The sequence below is a fragment of the Nonomuraea polychroma genome (genome assembly GCF_004011505.1).
Lineage (GTDB): Bacteria > Actinomycetota > Actinomycetes > Streptosporangiales > Streptosporangiaceae > Nonomuraea > Nonomuraea polychroma.
In genome coordinates, this window is sequence record NZ_SAUN01000001.1 from 175820 (window position 1) to 193586 (window position 17767).

The window sequence follows — 17767 nt, forward strand, 5'->3', positions numbered from 1 at the left end:
TCGTCCCCGCCAGCAAAGCGGCGAGGAGCGACTTGCCTAAAGTCATGATCTACCTCACGTACGAAGGAGAAGGCCCTTACCGGGGAAGCTCGTCCGTCCAACCTGTGGTCAGCTTGATGAACAACCCGTGGTTCGTACCCGTCAGCCCTCCCGTAGCGGTGGGGAGCCAACTGGTGCGGATCACCTGGGACGTCTCGGGATCGACGACCAGCTTGCTCTCATGCCTCCCGCCCTGGATCATCAGCTCCTCGCCGCCTTCGACCGCGCCCAGCCGCTGCACGCCCGGCAGCTCGGCGAGCGCGCGGAACGCCGCCGATCGGACGCCCGCGGGCGCGGGGAGCTCCGAGATCAGCGAGGCCAGCGGCAGGAGGGCGATGTCGTGCTCGCCGACGGGACCACCCTTCTGCATCGCGGTGACCTTCTGCCGCAACGCCTCGGGGTCGGTCGGCAACGCCTCGAGATCTTCCATGGAGACCTCGGTGCCGCTGTCGGCGGGTCCGAGCCAGAACGTGCCCGAGGGCTCCTTCACCACGCCGGGCCCGTTGCCTGGCTCCCCTCTGCTCCACCGCTGCCCGTCGCGCGTGGTCCAGCTCTCGCCCCAGAAGTGCCGGCCGTCCTCGCTCTCCCGTTTGATGTGCCAGTAGGTCCCAGAACCCTGTGGCGTACGCTCCGCGCTGATGGCGGCCACGAGCAGGACGTTCTTGGCAGAGGTCAGGGGCAGGACGTCACGGGCGGAGGCAGGTGGCTTGACGGGCACGGCGGCCGGACCGGTGGTGATCACGATGGCGGCGGCGGCCGCGACCGCGGCGGCGGCGGAAAGGCCCGTGACCCGCATGGTCAGTGGCCGCCGGGAGCGCCGAGGAGCTGGCGTGCGGGCCATCACGGCCAGCAGTTGCCCCCGCGCGCCGGTCAAGGCGTCCGGGTCGGTTTCCGCTACCTCCGATCGCAGTTGCTTGATCAGCTCAAGGTCGTTCATGGTCTTCTTCTCTCGTCTCGATGGGATTGGCGCCGCCCAGAGCGTGCGCGACCTTGCGGCGGGCACGCGACAGGCGCGAGCGAACCGTGCCGATGGGCACCTGCAACGCTTGGGCCGTCTCCTCGTACGTCAGATCGCCCCAGGCGATCAGCAGCAGCACGTCCCGCTCACCGCGGCCGAGTTTCGCCAGCGCGGCGGCCAGGCGCTGCCGGGTGGCCGATGCGGAGACCCGGGCGGCCACCCGCTCGTCGAACGCCGCGACCACCGGATCCTCGCCCGTACGGGCTATGGCCCGGTAACCGCGCACTTCGGCACGCCGGTGCAGGCCGATGACGTTCGTGGTGATGCCGTACAGCCAGGGCAACGCCTCTGCGCAGCCGAACTCGTACCGGTGGCGCGTCTCGAAAGCCCTGGTGAACGCCTCGGCCACCACGTCCTCGGCGTGGTCGGGCCCGAGGCGCCGCGCGGCGTAGCGGTGCAGGACGGTGGCGTGCCGGTCGAAGAGCGCCGCGAAGCGCTCGGGTACGTCCAGGGATGCCGCGATGATGGCGGAGTCGTCCTGGCAATCCGCCAACTCCGCCTGGCCGCGCACCGATGGCCGGTGGTCGTCGGGAGGCGGGGGATCCGTCAAGACGAGCTCCCGTTCTGAGGTGGTTGTCACGACCGTCTTTATCCGTAGGGCGTTTTGGAGTTCCCAGTAGATGTTCCGAACGGGTAGAGGCCGTCCCCGATCAGGCCGCGAGTTCGTCGGCCTAGGCGGCCAGAGACCGGCCCGCCCGGTGGCGCCGGCAGCAGTCACGGGGATCTCGCCGGGGATGGGCCAAGGACAGGCCGAGGCACATCGGCGTCGCGCCACAACCCATGCCCCTCACCGACAACAAGACCTGAACGAGTCCACCCGAAACCGTCTGTCTCAACATGGCGGGCCACCGGTCAGCACGTGCCCCCTCCCACCGACTCCATTGGGAAGTGATAGTCCGCAGGTCCCCGGTGTGTGGAGGTTGCCGTAAACCGTGGCCTTCACGGGTGTGGTGGGCATCGGTTGTGGGAACGGACGATGACAGGGTGAGCACTGAGCGCGAACGCCATGCGCGGGCCAAGCCTGACAGCGGGCGCTCTGGCGGCGTGCCCGGGCGATGAGCCGGTATGAGGTGCTCGGGCGCAGCGGCGGCCCTGGTCGCGCAGCGGGTTCGTGACAGACGTGATGCCGGCGCCGCGGCCGTCCAGGGAGGCGTCCCCGCCGAGGTAGGCGGCGTCCGGGTGGACGTCGTAGAGAGCCTGGCGGGCTCCCAAGGCGAGTTCGTCGCTCATTGCGATGACGAGAGGGCGCGGGGCGAGCCGGGCGTCCGGCCGTCGCGCAGCCCCGTGGGCGGCGACGGCGCGGGCGGCCTCGTGGTCGTCCTGGGTGACGCAGGTGATGCCCTCGCGGGCCGGGCCGCCCTGGACGACGGCGGGCCTGGGGTCCTCCTCGCCGCAGACCTCCGCGATCCCCGCCAGGAACCGGGCCGCCTGCGGATCGTCGAAGGCGTACGTCAGGTGCTCGCTGAACACCATGCCGAGCTGCCGCGTCCGGCCGGACTTCGGCGCGCGGCCCACGGCGCCTCAATGGTCGGGATAGCAGATTATAGTTCCGCCGCCGTTCTCCGCTCCTCGGCCTGCACGGCGTCCGCCTGGCGACGCTGTCGAGTCCACTGAAGCTGTAAGGGATCGACGCGGGACATAGTTGGGCCTGCAGTTGCACCACTCGACCTGACTGGATGGCGAGGCCGGGGCGGGGGTGGCATGCTGTGGCCGGTGAGGATGATCAAAATAGCGGTCGCGGTCTTAGCGGTCGCGGCGCTGTTCTTCACCCTGGCCTACGGGTACGCGGCGGTGGATCTGACAATGTGCAAGATACGCGTGGCGCAGCAGCATCCTGTGCTGGAGCGGAACGTGACCCCGTTGCTGACCCGGTTGTTCCCCGCGGACTCGGTCACAGCCATCGACCGTGAGGATAACTGCCAGTTCGAACCGGACCCTGACTTGACTCCCTCACCGAGCGCCAGCGTGGTCGTAACAGTGGCGGGTGTCCAGCATGTGCGGGATGCGCTGGCGGTGATGCACCGGGAAGGCTGGCGATTTGATGAGACCTTCGAGGAACTCGATCTGTTCGGCCAGATTCCGGAGCTGACGAAGAAGTTCTCGCACGGCACCATCGATGCGGTCGTTGAGGTGATGTCGGACGGCGCCCCTGTGTCCGGCGGTTCCGGGGTGCCCACCTGGGAATTCGAGTTCAGCTATTTATGAGCCTCGAAAGCTCGGTGTGCTGTTGAGTCCCTTTCTTGGCGCCAACGCCGCGCACCAGCTTCGGCTGGAGCGAGGTCGTGCTGTCCGGGTTATGCGGCGGTGGCACTTGTGCTGATGGTGGTACGTCGATCTTTTGAAGGCGACGCTCATTCTGCCTCCCTTCGCCGCTTTGCTCTTCGCCTGCTCCTGCTTGTTCTCCCGGACGGGAATGGCCGGCAGGCAGTTCCGGGTCCAGGTCTCGGTGGTCGTGATCGTATGGGTCGTCGCGTTGAAAGCCTCAGATACGTCGAGGATGTCGCCCGCTTCTGACAATGTCTTGGCCGTCACCGGCGGCCGCCCGCAGGTCGTGGTGAGACGCTGACCCGCCTGCGCACCAAACTGGGAGACGGCGCTCTGCTGACCGACCTGGCGGCCGAGCCGACGGCAGCGGTATTCACCGCGGCGTGGGGGGACGCGGCCGCCCGCACCCGGAACCGCCACCGCTCCGCCTTGCGCTCCTTCACCACCTGGGCCGCCGCGCGGTGGAGCATGACCGACCTGGCCGCGCTGATCGAGCGGCGCCGGGAAGACTCCGACGCCACGAAGGTCATCGACCGGCACCTGATCGAGGCCCTGTGGCAGCGCCGTGACCTGCCGCTGCGGGACAATCGTCACCAAGGAGGTCGTCGAAGCCGCCCGCAAGAACCTCGTCATCGGCACGATGTGACCCCGGTCGCCCAAAACCCGAGACCCACCAGGGCGCGTCTTCTGGAAGAGCTGTTGTTCTCGTGCTTCGGCTCTCACCGAGCAAGAGAACAACGGCCCTTCTCGCGTACGCCGACCAACCCATCTTCCCCATGCCGCACCACGACAAATAGCGATCCCAAAATCACGTCATCAAGAGATCCAAGTCACAGGTTCGGCGTGGGGCGAACCAGTGCCGTCTGGCCGTGCACGGTGAGTAGGTGGAGGCGGATGTGGCCCTCATGAGAGCGACGGGCGATCTCCTCGATCTCCGCTACAGGACGCCGTCCGAGGGCCTGGCCACACAGGACACCGGGGTTTGAGCGTCAGCCGCGTCGGATCCGCTGGAGGGTCTTCCCGTTCGCGTCAGTGAAGACGAGCGCTGCCGTTGTGACGTCGGAAGGGAATTTCACCGCCCAAACCCCGTACCCCGCTCCGACGCTCCGCGCGACGCTTCCGGCAATTTTGCGCCCATCCGTGGTGACCGCCATGATGCCGTGAACCTCGGCCCTGGCGATGCCGAAGAAGATCTTTCCGAGGGCGTTCACGCGCTCCTGTTCATCAATGAGCCTGCGCAGTTGCTCCGAGGTGGCATCGGGATGGAGGGCTCGCATCTGCTTCGCGTCCAGAATGCCCGACGTGGAGCCCTGCGTGCGAGCGAACTCCTTGGCATTGAGCGGAGGAAACCCGGCGCAGGTGGCGCCGCGCGAATCCCACGCGTTGCACAGGACAACACCTTTCGCGTCGACGGTTGACCGCCGGCCCAGCCACATCCAGATCGGTATCTCCGGCATGGAGGCGATCTTCCCGACGGGTGGGTACTTCTCCTTCAACTTCTTGAACCCCGCACCGGACGGCTCCGTCTTGGCCACCGCAGACGGTTCAGTGGGCGGGGCACCGGCGGGCACGGCGAGGGTAACGCCATCGCGCTGTCCCGGTTGCGGGAGAGCGAGCCAGGTCACTGTGACGGCCAGGCACACCGACAGCGCCGAGATCGCAGCGGCGCCTGTCCGGCGGCGGCGGCGTGTCGCGCGTCCGGCGGCGATGGCCTGGTCCACCCGCACCGACATGGGCGGCTGCTCCTGGTGTGCCAGCCCGTCGAACAGGTTCCTGGTGTCCATCAGTACTCCTCCGTTTTCGCTACACGGGTGTCCTGCGCGCCGAGTGTCGAGCGCAGGGTGGCTAAGCCGCGGGCGGTCTGGCTTTTGACGGTTCCGGTGGAGCAGCCGAGTGTGCGGGCGGTCTGCTCGACACTCAGGTCGCAGTGAAAACGCAGCACGAGGGTCGCACGCTGGCGCGGCGGAACCGCGGCCAGTGCGCGGCGCAGGTCCATGGCCGTGTCGCGGTCGTTGCCCTCGAAGGAGGAAGGGGGCGGCGTGGACGTCAGCCGTACCCGGGAGAACCAGCCTCCTCGCTGCTCGGCGAGAAAGACCCGGATCAGGATCACCCGGACGTAGGCGTCGAGGTCGTCTGCCAGGCGCGCGTGGCGCCACTTGACGTACAGCCTTGTGATCGCCGTCTGCACCAGATCGTCGGCACGGTGCCAGTCCTGGCACAGCGGGTAGGCGATCTGCCGCAACCATGGCAGCCGCCCACGTACATAGGCGGTGTACTCCTCATCGAGGCTCATCGGTCTCCAAGAAAGATTGCTTCACACAGACGGGATGCGTCGAGCCCGTTCAGGGGTTGCATCGAGGGCCGATCAGTGAACGGGGTGACAGGGGAGTCGTCATGGCTCCCAGAACCGGACTGATCTTGTGTTGTGGCTCAAGTGCGCGCGCCGCATGGCGCTCAGAAGGATTCCGGAGCGATGTGGAACGGGTTCCGGCGTCAGCCGGGCCGTTGCCCGGCCTTGTCGACGACAGCGGCCTTGATCAGGGCGTCCCAGTTGCGGATTTCGCCCTTCTTCATGGTGTCAAAGGGCCCGTCCTTGTGGTCCTTGACCACGATGGTGCGGTAGCCCAGGTACTCATAGGTCTTCGGATTGATGAAGATCTCGTCGCGCAGGTAGCCGTCCAGGACGTGGTAGAGGGTGATGCCCCGGCGGTTGAGCAGATCGGAGGACTTGGCTTCGTATCGGACGCCCGGGATCTTGGCCATGGCGCCGTACATGGCGGCGCGGAGCCTGGGTGGGAGGGCGGCGTCCCCCATGCCCATCGCGATCATCTGGAACGCCCACCTGTCGCGCTGTACGGAGGTGAGAGGGGGGAATGATTCCTCGGCCAGCCGCTTCGCCTCCTCGGGGGTCTTGCCGCTGTTCTCCGCCCGTTCCTGAGCGGAGCGCAGGGAGGAGGCGCGATGCCTGGCGTTCTCCGTGTCGACGGTCTCGTAGATCCGGGCCAGCAACTGATCGGCGTCGGTCGGCAGGGCCAGCAGGTAGGGGTAGGTCACCTCGAACTCCGACCCCTTGGAGATCTCGAGCTTGCCCTTCTCGACGGTGGCGAACGCCTTGTCGTTGAGCTGCCGCCACTGTTCGCGGGTGTTCGTCACCGCCGGCTTGCCGCGCAGCCATTCCCCGCCGTCCACCCGCGTCTGGGCGCGCAGGCTCTTCACGTAGCCCCACTGCGTGGGCCCGGCACTCCATTCGGGCTCGTCGGAGGCCAGCACCGCCGCGTTGTCGGCCAGGTCCTGGGCATTTGCCACCGGGCGCAGCCGCAGCTCGGTAACGGCGGCGGAGGGCCGCACCCGGGGAACCTCGACGCCCTTTTCCCGAGTGACGTCCGGAGCTTCCCGAGTGACGTCCGGGACGACCGTCGTGGCCACGGCGAGCAGCGCGGCGGCGGCCGCCCCGGCCAGGCTCAGCCCCCACACCGGCCGGATGCGGCGGGCCCGCCGACGCCTGCTCCCGCGCATGTGACCCGCCAGGCGGGACCGGGCCGCGCCGATGGACTCCGGAGCGGCCCCCGGCAGCGCGTCGTGGTAGCGGCGCAGCTCCTGCAGTTCTTCCATGATTCAGACCCCCCTCGCCGCGTGACCCAGTGTCTTGCGTAGTTTGGTTCTGGCCCGGTGCACCCGGGAGCTGACAGTGCCGATCGGGATCCCCAGGGCGAAGGCCACCTCCGCGTAGCTGAGGTCGGCGCAGGCCACGAGCATCAGCGCGTCGCGGTCGCCCCGGGACAGGCTCTCCAGGCCGCGTGCCAGCCGAGGGCTGAGCTGCTCGGCGGTCACCCGGTCGGTGACCCGGTCGGCGTGGCCCTCCACGTCGTCGCGGGCAGCCGAGCGGCTGAGGGCCCGGTAGAGGCGGAGCTCGCCGCGGCGATGACGGCCAATGAGATTGGTGGCGATGCCGTACAGCCAGGCCTTGGCCTCCGGGCGGGTCAGGTCGTAGCGGTCGCGCTGGTCGAACGCCGCCAGGAACGTCTCCGCGGCCACGTCGTCGGCGGCGCCGGGCCCGAGCCGGGCGGCGGCGTAGCGGTGGATCGTGGTGAAGTACCGGTCGAAGATCATCGAGAACCACTCCGGATCGTGCCGCGAGTTCGCGATGACCGACGCGTCGTCCGGCTCCGCGGCCAGCCGTGTGGCGGGATATGAAGCAGGGTCATGCATCCGGCGCCTTTCTCGAAAGAGGGTCGGCGCTGATTGCCCGATGCGGGCGTCCTTGTTCGCGGTTATTTCGCGGAGCCCGCCGGAGAGCGATGACGATCAGCGTCCCGCCATGGCCCGTAGCGCCCCACGCCGATCAGCCAGGGCAGGTCACTGTACCCGGCGTACCGCTACGCGGGCGGACCAGAGATCGGCGGCCGCTGTTGGGCGGTGTGCTGAAGATCACATCTAAGCAGGAGCAGGAGGTGTTCGCTCATCTGTCAACTACGGCCGACGTGGCTGTCATGACCGGCGCTTCCGAACGCCCGCCATGGCGTTGACCGAAGGTTGGCGCAGCCGCAGAGTCGCGACCACCAGCAGGCAAGCGTGCCCGCGGTGAGGCTGGGCCGGGAGGCCTTGGCGCCACTGGCCTTGTCTAGGGATGTCATCGCGGTCCGACGCCCGCGCGCAGCAGCGCGTCGATTGTCCGTGGCCATGTAAAAGTCCCCGCAGGTGGCCAGTTCGAGGTCACCACTGGCGGCCGGTTTAGGTCCCCACTTCTCCTTCGTGCTGTTCGCGTGTCGCGAGGAGGGGTGTGCCCTGAGCGGTGATCGTGACGGTGTCAGCCAGTCACGAGATCACCGCTCAGGGGGTCTGCCCGGCCATGAAGTCTGCGGGGGAAGTCATGGACATCATCGCCGCCTACCGGGAGGTAGGCACCTATCGCGGAGCCGCCGAGATGTGCGGCACCACGCACAAGACCGTCAAACGCATCATCAACAAGGCGCTGGCCGGGGACAAGGCGCCGAGCCGTAAGCGGCGCGAGCACAACTTCGACGAGGTCACCGATCTGGTCGTCGAGAAGGTGAAGGCCACCGCGGGGAAGATCTCGGCCAAGCGGCTGCTGCCACTGGCGCAAGCCGCGGGATATGCCGGGTCGGCGCGCAACTTCCGCCGCCTGGTGGCCGAGGTGAAGAAGAACTGGCGGCGCGAGCACCCGCGCGGCCGGCGGCCGGCAGTCTGGACACCGGGCGAGATGCTGGTCATCGATTGGGGAGATGCCGGGCGCGGGCTGCACGTGTTCTGCGCGGTGCTGGCCTGGTCACGGGTGCGGTTCGTCCGCTTCGCCGACAACGAGCGCGCCGAGACCACGCTCGCCTTCCTGGCCGAGTGCTTTGAGGAACTCCGTGGCGTGCCCAAGGTGGTGCTCGCCGATCGGATGGGCTGCCTAAAAGGCGGCGTGGTGGCCAACAAGGTCATCCCGACCGCCGACTACGTGCGCTTCGCCACGCACTACGCCTTCCGGCCGGACTGGTGCGAGGCCGCCGACCCGGAATCGAAGGGCATCGTGGAGAACCTGGTCGGCTATGCCAAGCGGGACCTGGTCGTGCCGCAGGCGCCGTTCGATGACCTGACGATGGCCAACCTCGCGGCCCGCCGATGGTGCGCCGAGGTCAACTCCGTGGTGCATTCGGAGATCTGCGCGGTTCCGGCCGAACGGCTGGTCAGCGAGCGGCAGGTGTTGACCGCGCTGCCCTCACTGCGTCCGACGATCGGCAAGCCGCCGGCGACGCGCAAGGTCGACCGGCTGTCGTGCGTGCGGTTCGGCTCGGCCCGCTACTCGGTGCCCACCCGGCTGATCGGCACGCGGGTCGCCGTGGTGGAGACGGCCGGACGGCTGCTGATCACGGACCTGGCCACCGGACAGATCGTCGCCGATCACGCCCCGGTCCCGCCCGGCGAGGCGTCGGTCATCGATGAGCATTACGGCGGCCCTCGGCCCACGCCGCGCCGGGCCGCCCGCGCCCGCACCGAGACCGAGAAGGCGTTCCTGGCACTCGGCCCGATCGCCGAGACGTTCTTGACCGGCTCAGCCGCCTCCGGCAACACCCGCCTGGCCGCTGATCTGGTCGAGCTGGCCGCGCTGCAAGCGGCTCACGGCCAGGCGGCGCTGCTGACCGCGCTGGAGCGGGCTATCGCCTTTCGCCGCTGGCGCGCCGATGACGTGCGCGCCATCCTGGCCGCCGGAGCCGGCACGGCGCAGGTCCGCCCGCCTGGAGACGCCCTGGTCCTGGAGTTGCCGCACGTCCCGACCCGCTCCCTGGCGGACTACACCCTGGACAAGCTCGACCGGATCGGAGACGCCTCATGACCGCCGCGAGCGTCCCCGCTCTGGCCGCCGATCTCGATAGCGGGCTGCGCCGGTTGAAGCTGTCCACGATCCGCAGGCTGGCGCCCGAGCTGCTGGTCACCGCCCGCACCCAGCGCTGGAATCCCGAAGAGTTCCTGCGCACCCTCATCGATGCCGAGCTGGCCGCCCGTGATGAGTCCAACGCCCGGGCGCGGATGAAGGCCGCCGCCTTCCCGGTGATCAAAACGATCGAGGAGTTCGACATCGCCGCTTCCTCGATCCCTCAGGCGAGTTTCGACTACCTGGCCAGCTTGGAGTGGATCCGCGCGGCGGAAAACTACTGCGCGGTCGGCCCGGCCGGCACCGGCAAGTCCCATAGCCTCATCGCCTTCGGCGTTGCCGCCATTCAGGCCGGGCATAAGGTCCGCTACTTCACCGCCGCCGAACTCGTCGAGACCCTCTATCGAGGGCTGGCCGACAACTCCGTCGGCCGCGTGATCGAGAACCTGCTGCGCGCCGACCTGGTCATCATCGACGAAGTGGGGTTCGCCCCACTCGATGACACCGGCACCCAGCTGCTGTTCCGGTTCGTCGCGGCCGCCTACGAGCGGCGCGCCTTGGGGATCGGCTCGCACTGGCCCTTCGACCAGTGGGGCCGCTTCCTGCCCGAACACACCACTGCTGTCAGCCTGCTTGATCGGCTGCTGCACCACAGCATCGTCGTGGTCACCGAGGGTGAGTCGTTTCGCATGCGGCAGGCCCGCAGCCGGGGCCCAGAACGCCTCCCCAAGAAGTAGTCAACTCCGCGACCCTGGGGACATTTACGTGGCCACCAGCGGCGACACGCACTTGGCCGTTGACATCGATCCGGTGGTCGGGGGTTTGGCCGACGGTACTGATCCTCGCGTAGCCGAAGAGCACTGTCGAAATCTAGTCCACGCACCGTTCACCGACATTGATTTTCGGCACGAGTTATCGACAGTGCTCACCTGCGGTTCCGTGATCGGCCCGGTGACTGTCGACAGACGGCCGTTATCCGACACTGAGATGACCAACCTCGCGACCGCAGAGGGTAACGATAGTTACTCAGCGCTACTTTGAGGCTGGTGACGCGGACCCGAGTGGGGCCCTGAGGGGCGGGCGGCGGCCCCAGGTGGCCCAGCGCCAGAGCCACTCGATCGGGCCCTGGCGGAAGCGGCGCAACCAGAGGGCGGACCACAGCCACTGGACGGCGAGGACGGGACCGGCGATCAGCAGCACCGTCGTCGAGGACCAGGTGTCCGGCGAGCCGCCGATGACGTGGGCGGTCACCAGGACCAGGACGGTGGCGGTCAGGTAGTTGGTCAGCGTCATCCGGCCCAGCGGTGCGAACACCGCCTGCAATGCCGGCCGGAGCGGCGTCCTGAGCAGGACCAGGAGGGTGCACACGTACAGGCCCGCCATGAGCAATCCGGCGGGGGCGAACCAGGAGGTGGAACGGCCCGCGCCGGCGGCCTCTGAGTCGACCTGCAGCCACACCGCGGGCACTGCTCCCGCTGCGAAGGCCAGGCCCAGCCCGGCCGGTACCAGCGTGGATCGCTCGATCCGGTCGATCAGGCCGTAGCGGGCCAGTGTGGAGCCCAGCAGGAACAGCCCGGGCGCCAGTGACGGGCCGCTGTGGCCGAGAACCAGCGGCGTCACGATGAGGACGGCGGCGAGCCCGGCGACGGCCCAGCGCGGCAGCCAGGTCGAGGGCAGCAGCACCAGCAGGCCGACGACGGCGTAGGTGGTCAGGATGTCGCCCGGCCACAGCAGGAACATGTGGGCCAGGCCGATGGCGAGCAGCACCAGGAGGCGGCGCAGCAGGAGCAGTCGCGGACGGGGGACGCGACGTCTCGCGGAGTTCAGCAGCAGCGTGAAGCCGATCCCGAACAGCGTGGAGAAGATCGGGAAGAAGCGCTGGTGGACCAGCAGCCCGAACCAGTCGCCGTCGGAGCTGCCGGTTGTGGCCTTCAGGGCATCGCCGACGGCGGCGATCGACGGGACGCTGCTCAGCACGATTCCGCACAGCGCGAACCCGCGCAACACGTCGAGCGCGATGATGCGGGGCCGACCGGAGGAGAGCGCAGCGGTCTGGGGCTGGCCGGACGCGGGCGCGGCGCTCTGGGGCCGATCGGGGGAGGCGGTGGCGAATCCGTCGTGCGCGAGACGGTGGCCGGGATGGCTGGCCGCGCCCTTGCCGGGGGGTTGCTGGGGGAGATCTTCGCGTGGCATGAGGCCTCATCCTGCGAGGGCCGCCCGGGGGAGGGCACCGGTTGAAAGCAGGGTTCACGGCGTCCGAGACCGTACTTTCGGCCGGTTGATCGGGCGAGGGCGACCGCCTCGCCTGAACGGCGTGAAGGTCCGGCTGGCCGGGGCGCTGCACCTGGTGATGGCTACTCTCAGGCCAGGAAATCCACGGTTTCGGGCGTTTCCCAGGATTTCAGGTCGGCGATCATCTGGCCAGCAGGCTGGTGTTCTCGTGCCGGACCGCCTGCGGGCCGACCGTGTCGATGTCGGCGACTCTCGTGATGCACTCATCGGCCGCTTTGGCCATCGCTGCGAACTCCTTGCAGGCGATCGAGCGGGGGTTTCCGGCCTCGAAGGTGGTGGCGCGGTGCATCTCCTTCATCGCCGTCATCGCCGTTCGTGCGGTGGACATCGCGTCGCGGGCGCAGGGCGACACGGACGGCCCGCCGCAGCCGGTGGCTGACCTTGATCCCGATTCCGGCAGCGATGTCGGCGTTGCTGACCTCGCGCCCGTGGTTGCTCTGCAGCCAGATCATCACCTCCGCGACGTCGGTCTCGGCCTGCGTCCAGCCCATCGCGTCGCGCCGCGGGGTCACCGCAGTTTCCCGTTCTCGTCCAGGAACGCCGCCAGCGCGGCGTCGTCCAGGGCTGAGCCGGTGGCGAGGTCGCGGACGGCGCTGATGGCCGCTCGGCGCCGTCGCAGAACTCGGCGATGGCCTGGGCGGCGAAGGCCTCCCGTTTCCTGCGCAGGGCGTCGTCGTATTCGCTCTGCCGCTGCCTGGTGACCTCGGCGGCCTTGGCCCGATCGGCGGCGGCTTGGGCGGGCGTCGATCTCCTCAAGGGCCTCCCGCGCCGCCGATCGGGTCGCTTCGTCGCCTAGTAGTTCAGGAAGGGGCCGGACCAGAACGGCGTCCCAGGGGGAGAACCGGATCGTCTCCCGGCACCCGGCCTCGACCAACTCGATCGCGAACGGGAGCGAGAACACCACCGCGCCCACGGGAAATATCCCGGCCCCTGCCCCACGCGTGTCGGTGTACTTCTTGAAGTGCACAGCCACGTACACGTAAAGGGCGTAAGGGTGCAGAGATGATCAGCGAGTCAGTCCTGGCGCCGAAGAGTCCACCGAACGGTGGATGCCGCCGTTCAGGAGGAGGTGACCAGGTCGTGAGCGGCCTCGGCGAAGGCGTGGACCCGAACGGTGGCGCCGTCGGTCCGCCACAGCAGGCCCCATCGCAGTGGCGGGGCGTCGCTGATGGGGATGTAGGCGATGTCGGGGCGTGCGTAGTAGTGCCTGGCCTGGGCGCCGACGGGGAAGGCGCCGTGGCCGGCGCCGATGAGGGTGAGCATCTCGTTGAACGTCGAGGCCGAGGGGCCGGGCTCGATCGGCCGTCCCGCAGGAGTGGCACGCGGGGTGCGGTCTTCTCGCAGCGAGACGGGCAGGGTGTCCGGTAGCTGGAGGAGCTTCACCCTGGCCAGATCGTCGAGCGAGACCGACGTACGGCGGGCGAATGGATGCTGGGACGGTACGGCGAGCATGCGCATTTCGGACACCAGCACCGGACCGGTGACGATGTCCGGCTCGTCGATGGGGAACGTGCCGAGCGCAAGATCGACCTGGCCATCGCGCACCCAGGGCATCAGATCGACCATCTGCGCTTCGCGGAGCCGAACCTCGCAGTCCGGCAGGCGACGGCGGAACAATTCGGCGGCCCCGGCGAGCAGCTGCCCGCCCGCCGCGCCGACGAAGGCCACCCGCAGGGTGCCGGTCAGGCCGCGCCCGGTGTCGATCGCCCGCGCGAACGCCGCGGCGATCTGGTCCCAGGCGGGCCGGACCTCCTCGTACAGCTGCCGGCCCACTGCGGTCAGCTCCACCCGGCGGCTGGTGCGGGTGAACAACGGCATCCCAGTGCGGCGCTCCAGCTTGGCGATCGTTTGGCTGATCCGGGCAGTGGACACGCGCAGGCGCTCGGCGGTGCGGCCGAAGTGCAACTCCTCGGCCAGGATCAAGAACGCCTCCAGTTCGTGGCGCTCCAGCATGACACCCCCAGATCGTTAACTCCAGCTTCACGATTCTTGCACAGGGCAGCATTGATCGGCCCCTCACCCCAGACGAGAGTGGAACCCCCTCCCTCCACCCAAGATCGGAAGAAAGATGATCAACAAGGTCAACGACCTGCGCACCCTCGTCCGCGGACGGGTTCTGCTCCCCGGAGACGACGGCTTCGACCAGGCCCGGCGCCCCTGGAACCTCGCAGTCGAACAGGCTGTTCCCGCCGTGGTCGAAGCGGCCGACGCCGCCGACGTCGCGGCCGTGGTCCGCTTCGCCCGCGCCCGCGGAATGGCCGTCTCGGCCCAGCCCAACGGCCATGGCGCCACCACGAACCTGGACGGCGCCATTCTGCTGCGCACCCGCCGTCTGGATTCCCTCCAGATCGATCCGGCCGCCCGGCGCGCCCGCGTCGGCGCGGGCGTGTCCTCGGGCAGCCTCCAGGCCGCCGCAGCGCCGCACGGCCTGACCGGCCTGCCCGGCAGCTCACCGGTCGTCAGCGTCAACGGTGTCGCCCTCGGCGGCGGGCTGAGCTGGTTCGGCCGCAAGTACGGCTGGGTCGCCGACAGCGTCACCGCATTCGACATCGTGGACGCCGAAGGGCGGCAGCGGCGCCTCACTGCCGACACCGACCCCGACCTGTTCTGGGCCATGCGCGGTGGTGGCGGCTCCTTCGCGATCGTCACCGCCCTGGAGCTCTCCCTCCACCACGCGCCGCACCTGTACGGCGGCCGGCTACTGTGGCCCACCAAGCATGCCCCGGACGTGATGGACGCCTACCGCCAGATCACCGCCACCGCCCCCGACGACCTGACTGTCTGGCTGGACCTGCTGCACTTCCCCGGCTCCGACCCCATGATCGCCCTTGATGCCGCCTACCTCGGCCAGGCCGCCGCGGCCCGCGACCTGCTCAGCCCCCTGGACCGCCTGCCCCACCCCCTCGCCGACAGCAGACGAACCATGACGGTCGCCGAACTCGGCACCATCACCGCCGAACCCACCGACCCCAGCGCGGGCTCCTCACGCGCCGAACTGCTCACCGACCTGGACGACACCGCGGCCAAGACCCTGCTGGCCGATCCGATCGCCCCGCTGATGAGCGTGCAGATACGCCACCTGGGCGGCGCGTTCACCCGCCCGTCCGACAGCCCCCACGGCCCACTGGCCGAGCCCTACGCGCTCTACCTGTTCGGCGTGCCGGCCGACCCGGCGACGGGCGAGGCCATCACCGCCAAACAACGCGCGCTCGCCGACGCTCTCCCGGTGAGCGGACGCAAACCCTTCACCTTTCTCAGCCCCGGCGAGACAGCGGCCGACGCCTTCCCTCCCGCTGCGCTCCATCGCCTTCGCGACCTCGAACGCCACCACAACCCGCACAACACCTTCCGCGCCAACTTCCCCATCTCCGGCTGAATGCATTTCGTTTATGCCCGAGAGCTTGTCACCTGAAGTGTGTAAAGATCGTTTCTGGGTGATGGAGAACCCTCTTTACCTGATCCGTCCTGGATAGGCGAGGTCGAGTTCGTTGAGGGCTTCACGCCATCCCATGGTGCGCTGGCCTTCGATGAGGCGGGCGGGCTGGTCGGCGCGTTTGCCGGTCTTCTCCTTCCTGAGCGCGCGTTCGCGGGCGCGTTTGTCCTCGATGTTGATGATGGCCAGCCAGAGCAGTTTGATCACGGCGTCGTCGCCGGGGAAGTGCCCGCGGGCTTTGGTGACCTTGCGCAGCTGGTAGTTCAGGCTTTCGATGCCGTTGGTGGTGTAGAGCAGCTTGCGCACCGGGCCGGTGAAGGCGAAGAAGGGAGTGAAGCGGTCCCAGGCGCTCTCGAAAACGCGGACGGCTTGGGGGTATTTGCGGCCCCATTGGCCGTCGGCGAAGGCGGCCAGCGCGTCGAAGGCGGCTTCGGCGTTGGCCGCGGTGTAGATGGTGCGCAGTTCGGCGGCCACCGCGGCGGCATCCTTGCGGGCGACCGGGCGCAGTGCGTTGCGGATCAGATGGACGACGCAGGTCTGGACGGTGGTGTGCGGGAAGGCTTGGTGCACCGCGTCTTCGAAGCCGGCCAGGCCGTCGGTGCAGGCGATGAGGATGTCGCGCACGCCGCGGTTCTTCAGGTCGGTCATGACCGAGGCCCAAAACCGGGCGCCTTCGCCGGCGGTTGCGGCATCGAGCGGGGTCTTGGCCAGCCAGATGCCCAGCACGTGTTTTTCGCCGTCGGTGTCGATGCCGACCGCCAGATACGCGGGCTTGGCTTGCACGGTGTTGTTGTCGCGAACCTTGACCACGATCGCGTCCAGGAACACCACCGGGTAGACCGCCTCCAGCGGGCGTGACTGCCAGGCGCGGGCCTCGCTCAGCACCGCGTCGGTGATGTTGGAGATGGCCTCATGAGACAGTTCGGTGTCGTAGATCTGGCGCAGGTGGTGCTGGATGTCGCGCACGCTCATGCCGTGCGCGTACAGACTGATGATCATGTCGTCCAGGCCGCCGGAGACGCGCCCGGCCCGCTTGGGCACCAGCACCGGCTCGAAGCTGCCCTCCCGGTCCCGTGGCACGGCCAGCCGGACCGGCCCCACCCCGGTCTGCACGGTCTTGCCGATTTTGCCGTTGCGGGAGTTGCCCGAGCCATGGCCGGCCGGATCGTGCTTGCCATAGCCCAGATGCGCCGACAGTTCGGCCTCCAGCGCCCGCTCCAGCACCGCCTTGACCAGCTCGCCGAGCATCGAGCCCTGGCCGGTCAGCCGCAGCCCGCCCGCCCCGTCTCTCGAGCGCTCCAGCAGCAGGTCCAGCACCTCATCGCCGAGCAATTCCCGCAGCGGCACCTTCCCTTGGTGAAGGGGGGATTTTTCCCCGCCATGATGAGCAGCCCGTGCCAAGCCTCCCGCCCGTTCATGTTCCTGCGCGAAAGCAGTGGTCAGAGCCGATGTTCCTCGTGTGTTCGACATGATTGACGCTCCCCCGAAGCGTTAGATGATCTACCTTGATTCATCTACCCTTAGTGATCACTTCCACACTTAGAGTGATACCCCCATGCCCGTCAGACAGCTGGAACCAGTTCCGGGTCTCGACGAGCGTCATCAGCTCCAGCAGGGGGTAGCCGCCGTGGCCGGGGTTGCACAGCCACGCCCGGTTGCGGGGCGGTGTCAGGGGTCTTGAGCGAGCTGCAGCATCGAAGGAGACCTTGCGGTAGGCCCCGAACCGCGCTGCGGGAGTGTGGGGCTAGGAAGTAGACCCCGACACGCGAGGGGAGACCGCGCAGGCGTCGCTGCACGTTGCGGTCTCCTCAAGGACCGCATCGACGAGCTCGAACGGCACGAGCGAGGTCAGCTCACCCAAGTGTCCGGGAGCGAACAATCTCCCGGACACCCAGCGGGGTGAAGAGTCCGTCTGGACGGCGTGGGAAACAGCAGAGCTGGCATACTCGGCAATCAACGGAGATCCAGTTCTTCGACGGCTGGTTGTGGAAGATCACCGTTCTACTGGATCTCCGTCCCTATGTCCTGAGAACTCACGTGCTTGACAGCTCCACGAAAGCCCTGGTGCCTGTTCCTGAACCGGCGATCTTCCGTCACGATCATGTCGAAGGACCGGACGTTGTGTGAACCGCCCCGGCGCGGTGCGAGGGGTATGAGGGCGAACTGTCGCACCTCACGCTCGGGGCGCGTGATCTTGTTGCCCGTGCTTGGTACCAGGTACGGCCGGAAGGCGCAGTAAGAGATCGCGTCCCGGTTGGAGTCGTTCAGCGCGGCGTTCGTCCGGAACGTCCACCAGTACTCGGTCTGCTGATTGGCCTCCCACTCCTCAGCCGAATGTCCCGGG

17 protein-coding genes are annotated in these 17767 nt (G+C 68.4%); 4 read left to right on the plus strand and 13 right to left on the minus strand.

The annotated features are described in order from the left end of the window. Positions 1-76: 76 nt before the first annotated feature. From EDD27_RS00780 to EDD27_RS00790, 3 genes are all read right to left on the minus strand, one after another. Entirely contained in the window at positions 77-976 is a 900-nt protein-coding gene (locus EDD27_RS00780; RefSeq protein WP_127930595.1) for a CU044_5270 family protein, read from the minus strand. Continuing rightward, positions 963-1637, minus strand: a complete 675-nt coding sequence (locus EDD27_RS00785) for an RNA polymerase sigma factor (protein ID WP_241563787.1) — start codon at positions 1635-1637, stop codon at positions 963-965. The genes EDD27_RS00780 and EDD27_RS00785 overlap by 14 nt, the downstream gene beginning before the upstream one ends. Positions 1638-1996: 359 nt before the next feature. Continuing rightward, on the minus strand, positions 1997-2572 hold the full coding sequence (locus tag EDD27_RS00790) for a hypothetical protein (protein WP_127930596.1): 576 nt from the start codon (positions 2570-2572) through the stop codon (positions 1997-1999). A gap of 198 nt (positions 2573-2770) precedes the next feature. Here EDD27_RS00790 and EDD27_RS00795 point away from each other — a divergent pair, with 198 nt between their 5' ends. Continuing rightward, a complete protein-coding gene (locus EDD27_RS00795; protein ID WP_127930597.1) occupies positions 2771-3262 on the plus strand; it encodes a hypothetical protein in 492 nt (163 codons plus the stop codon). A gap of 323 nt (positions 3263-3585) precedes the next feature. Here the strand turns inward: EDD27_RS00795 and EDD27_RS00800 are convergent, their stop codons facing one another. The 5 genes from EDD27_RS00800 to EDD27_RS00820 all read right to left on the minus strand — a co-directional run bounded on the left by EDD27_RS00800 (position 3586) and on the right by EDD27_RS00820 (position 7531). After that, the gene (locus tag EDD27_RS00800; protein ID WP_127930598.1) at positions 3586-3852 is read right to left on the minus strand and encodes a hypothetical protein; all 267 of its coding nucleotides are present in this window, start codon (positions 3850-3852) and stop codon (positions 3586-3588) included. 459 nt (positions 3853-4311) lie between these two features. Further along, on the minus strand, positions 4312-5106 hold the full coding sequence (locus tag EDD27_RS00805; protein ID WP_127930599.1) for a hypothetical protein: 795 nt from the start codon (positions 5104-5106) through the stop codon (positions 4312-4314). Next, positions 5106-5615 carry a SigE family RNA polymerase sigma factor gene (locus tag EDD27_RS00810; protein ID WP_127930600.1) on the minus strand — a complete coding sequence of 170 codons (510 nt, stop codon included), beginning with the start codon at positions 5613-5615 and terminating at the stop codon, positions 5106-5108. Before EDD27_RS00810 ends, EDD27_RS00805 begins: the two co-directional genes overlap by 1 nt. Before the next feature lie 200 nt (positions 5616-5815). Further along, positions 5816-6934 carry a hypothetical protein gene (locus tag EDD27_RS00815; protein WP_127930601.1) on the minus strand — a complete coding sequence of 373 codons (1119 nt, stop codon included), beginning with the start codon at positions 6932-6934 and terminating at the stop codon, positions 5816-5818. Positions 6935-6937: 3 nt separating this feature from the next. Beyond that, positions 6938-7531 (minus strand): RNA polymerase sigma factor, encoded by a 594-nt coding sequence (locus tag EDD27_RS00820; RefSeq protein WP_127930602.1) that lies wholly within the window; start codon positions 7529-7531, stop codon positions 6938-6940. A 640-nt stretch (positions 7532-8171) separates the two neighbouring features. Here EDD27_RS00820 and istA point away from each other — a divergent pair. Together istA and istB are read left to right on the plus strand one after the other, a co-directional pair. Then, positions 8172-9659: an IS21 family transposase gene (gene istA / locus EDD27_RS00825; RefSeq protein WP_127930603.1), complete on the plus strand. Its 1488-nt coding sequence runs from the start codon at positions 8172-8174 to the stop codon at positions 9657-9659. Then, positions 9656-10435 carry an IS21-like element helper ATPase IstB gene (gene istB, locus EDD27_RS00830; protein WP_127930604.1) on the plus strand — a complete coding sequence of 260 codons (780 nt, stop codon included), beginning with the start codon at positions 9656-9658 and terminating at the stop codon, positions 10433-10435. Before istA ends, istB begins: the two co-directional genes overlap by 4 nt. A gap of 295 nt (positions 10436-10730) precedes the next feature. Here the strand turns inward: istB and EDD27_RS00835 are convergent, their stop codons facing one another. The 4 genes from EDD27_RS00835 to EDD27_RS00850 form a co-directional block, all read right to left on the minus strand. Then, positions 10731-11891, minus strand: coding sequence for a DUF418 domain-containing protein (locus EDD27_RS00835; protein WP_127930605.1), 1161 nt, complete (start codon positions 11889-11891; stop codon positions 10731-10733). Positions 11892-12111: 220 nt separating this feature from the next. After that, positions 12112-12318: a hypothetical protein gene (locus EDD27_RS53815; protein ID WP_164903408.1), complete on the minus strand. Its 207-nt coding sequence runs from the start codon at positions 12316-12318 to the stop codon at positions 12112-12114. A gap of 180 nt (positions 12319-12498) precedes the next feature. After that, entirely contained in the window at positions 12499-12969 is a 471-nt protein-coding gene (locus EDD27_RS00845) for a hypothetical protein (RefSeq protein WP_127930607.1), read from the minus strand. Between the two features lie 80 nt (positions 12970-13049). Continuing rightward, entirely contained in the window at positions 13050-13943 is an 894-nt protein-coding gene (locus tag EDD27_RS00850; protein WP_127930608.1) for a LysR family transcriptional regulator, read from the minus strand. 115 nt (positions 13944-14058) lie between these two features. Here EDD27_RS00850 and EDD27_RS00855 point away from each other — a divergent pair, with 115 nt between their 5' ends. Further along, positions 14059-15366 carry an FAD-binding oxidoreductase gene (locus EDD27_RS00855; RefSeq protein ID WP_338324627.1) on the plus strand — a complete coding sequence of 436 codons (1308 nt, stop codon included), beginning with the start codon at positions 14059-14061 and terminating at the stop codon, positions 15364-15366. 75 nt (positions 15367-15441) lie between these two features. On the opposite strand, the gene EDD27_RS00860 is transcribed toward EDD27_RS00855, so the two are convergent. Beyond that, positions 15442-16764, minus strand: coding sequence for an IS256 family transposase (locus EDD27_RS00860; protein ID WP_421917242.1), 1323 nt, complete (start codon positions 16762-16764; stop codon positions 15442-15444). Positions 16765-17767 lie beyond the last annotated feature (1003 nt).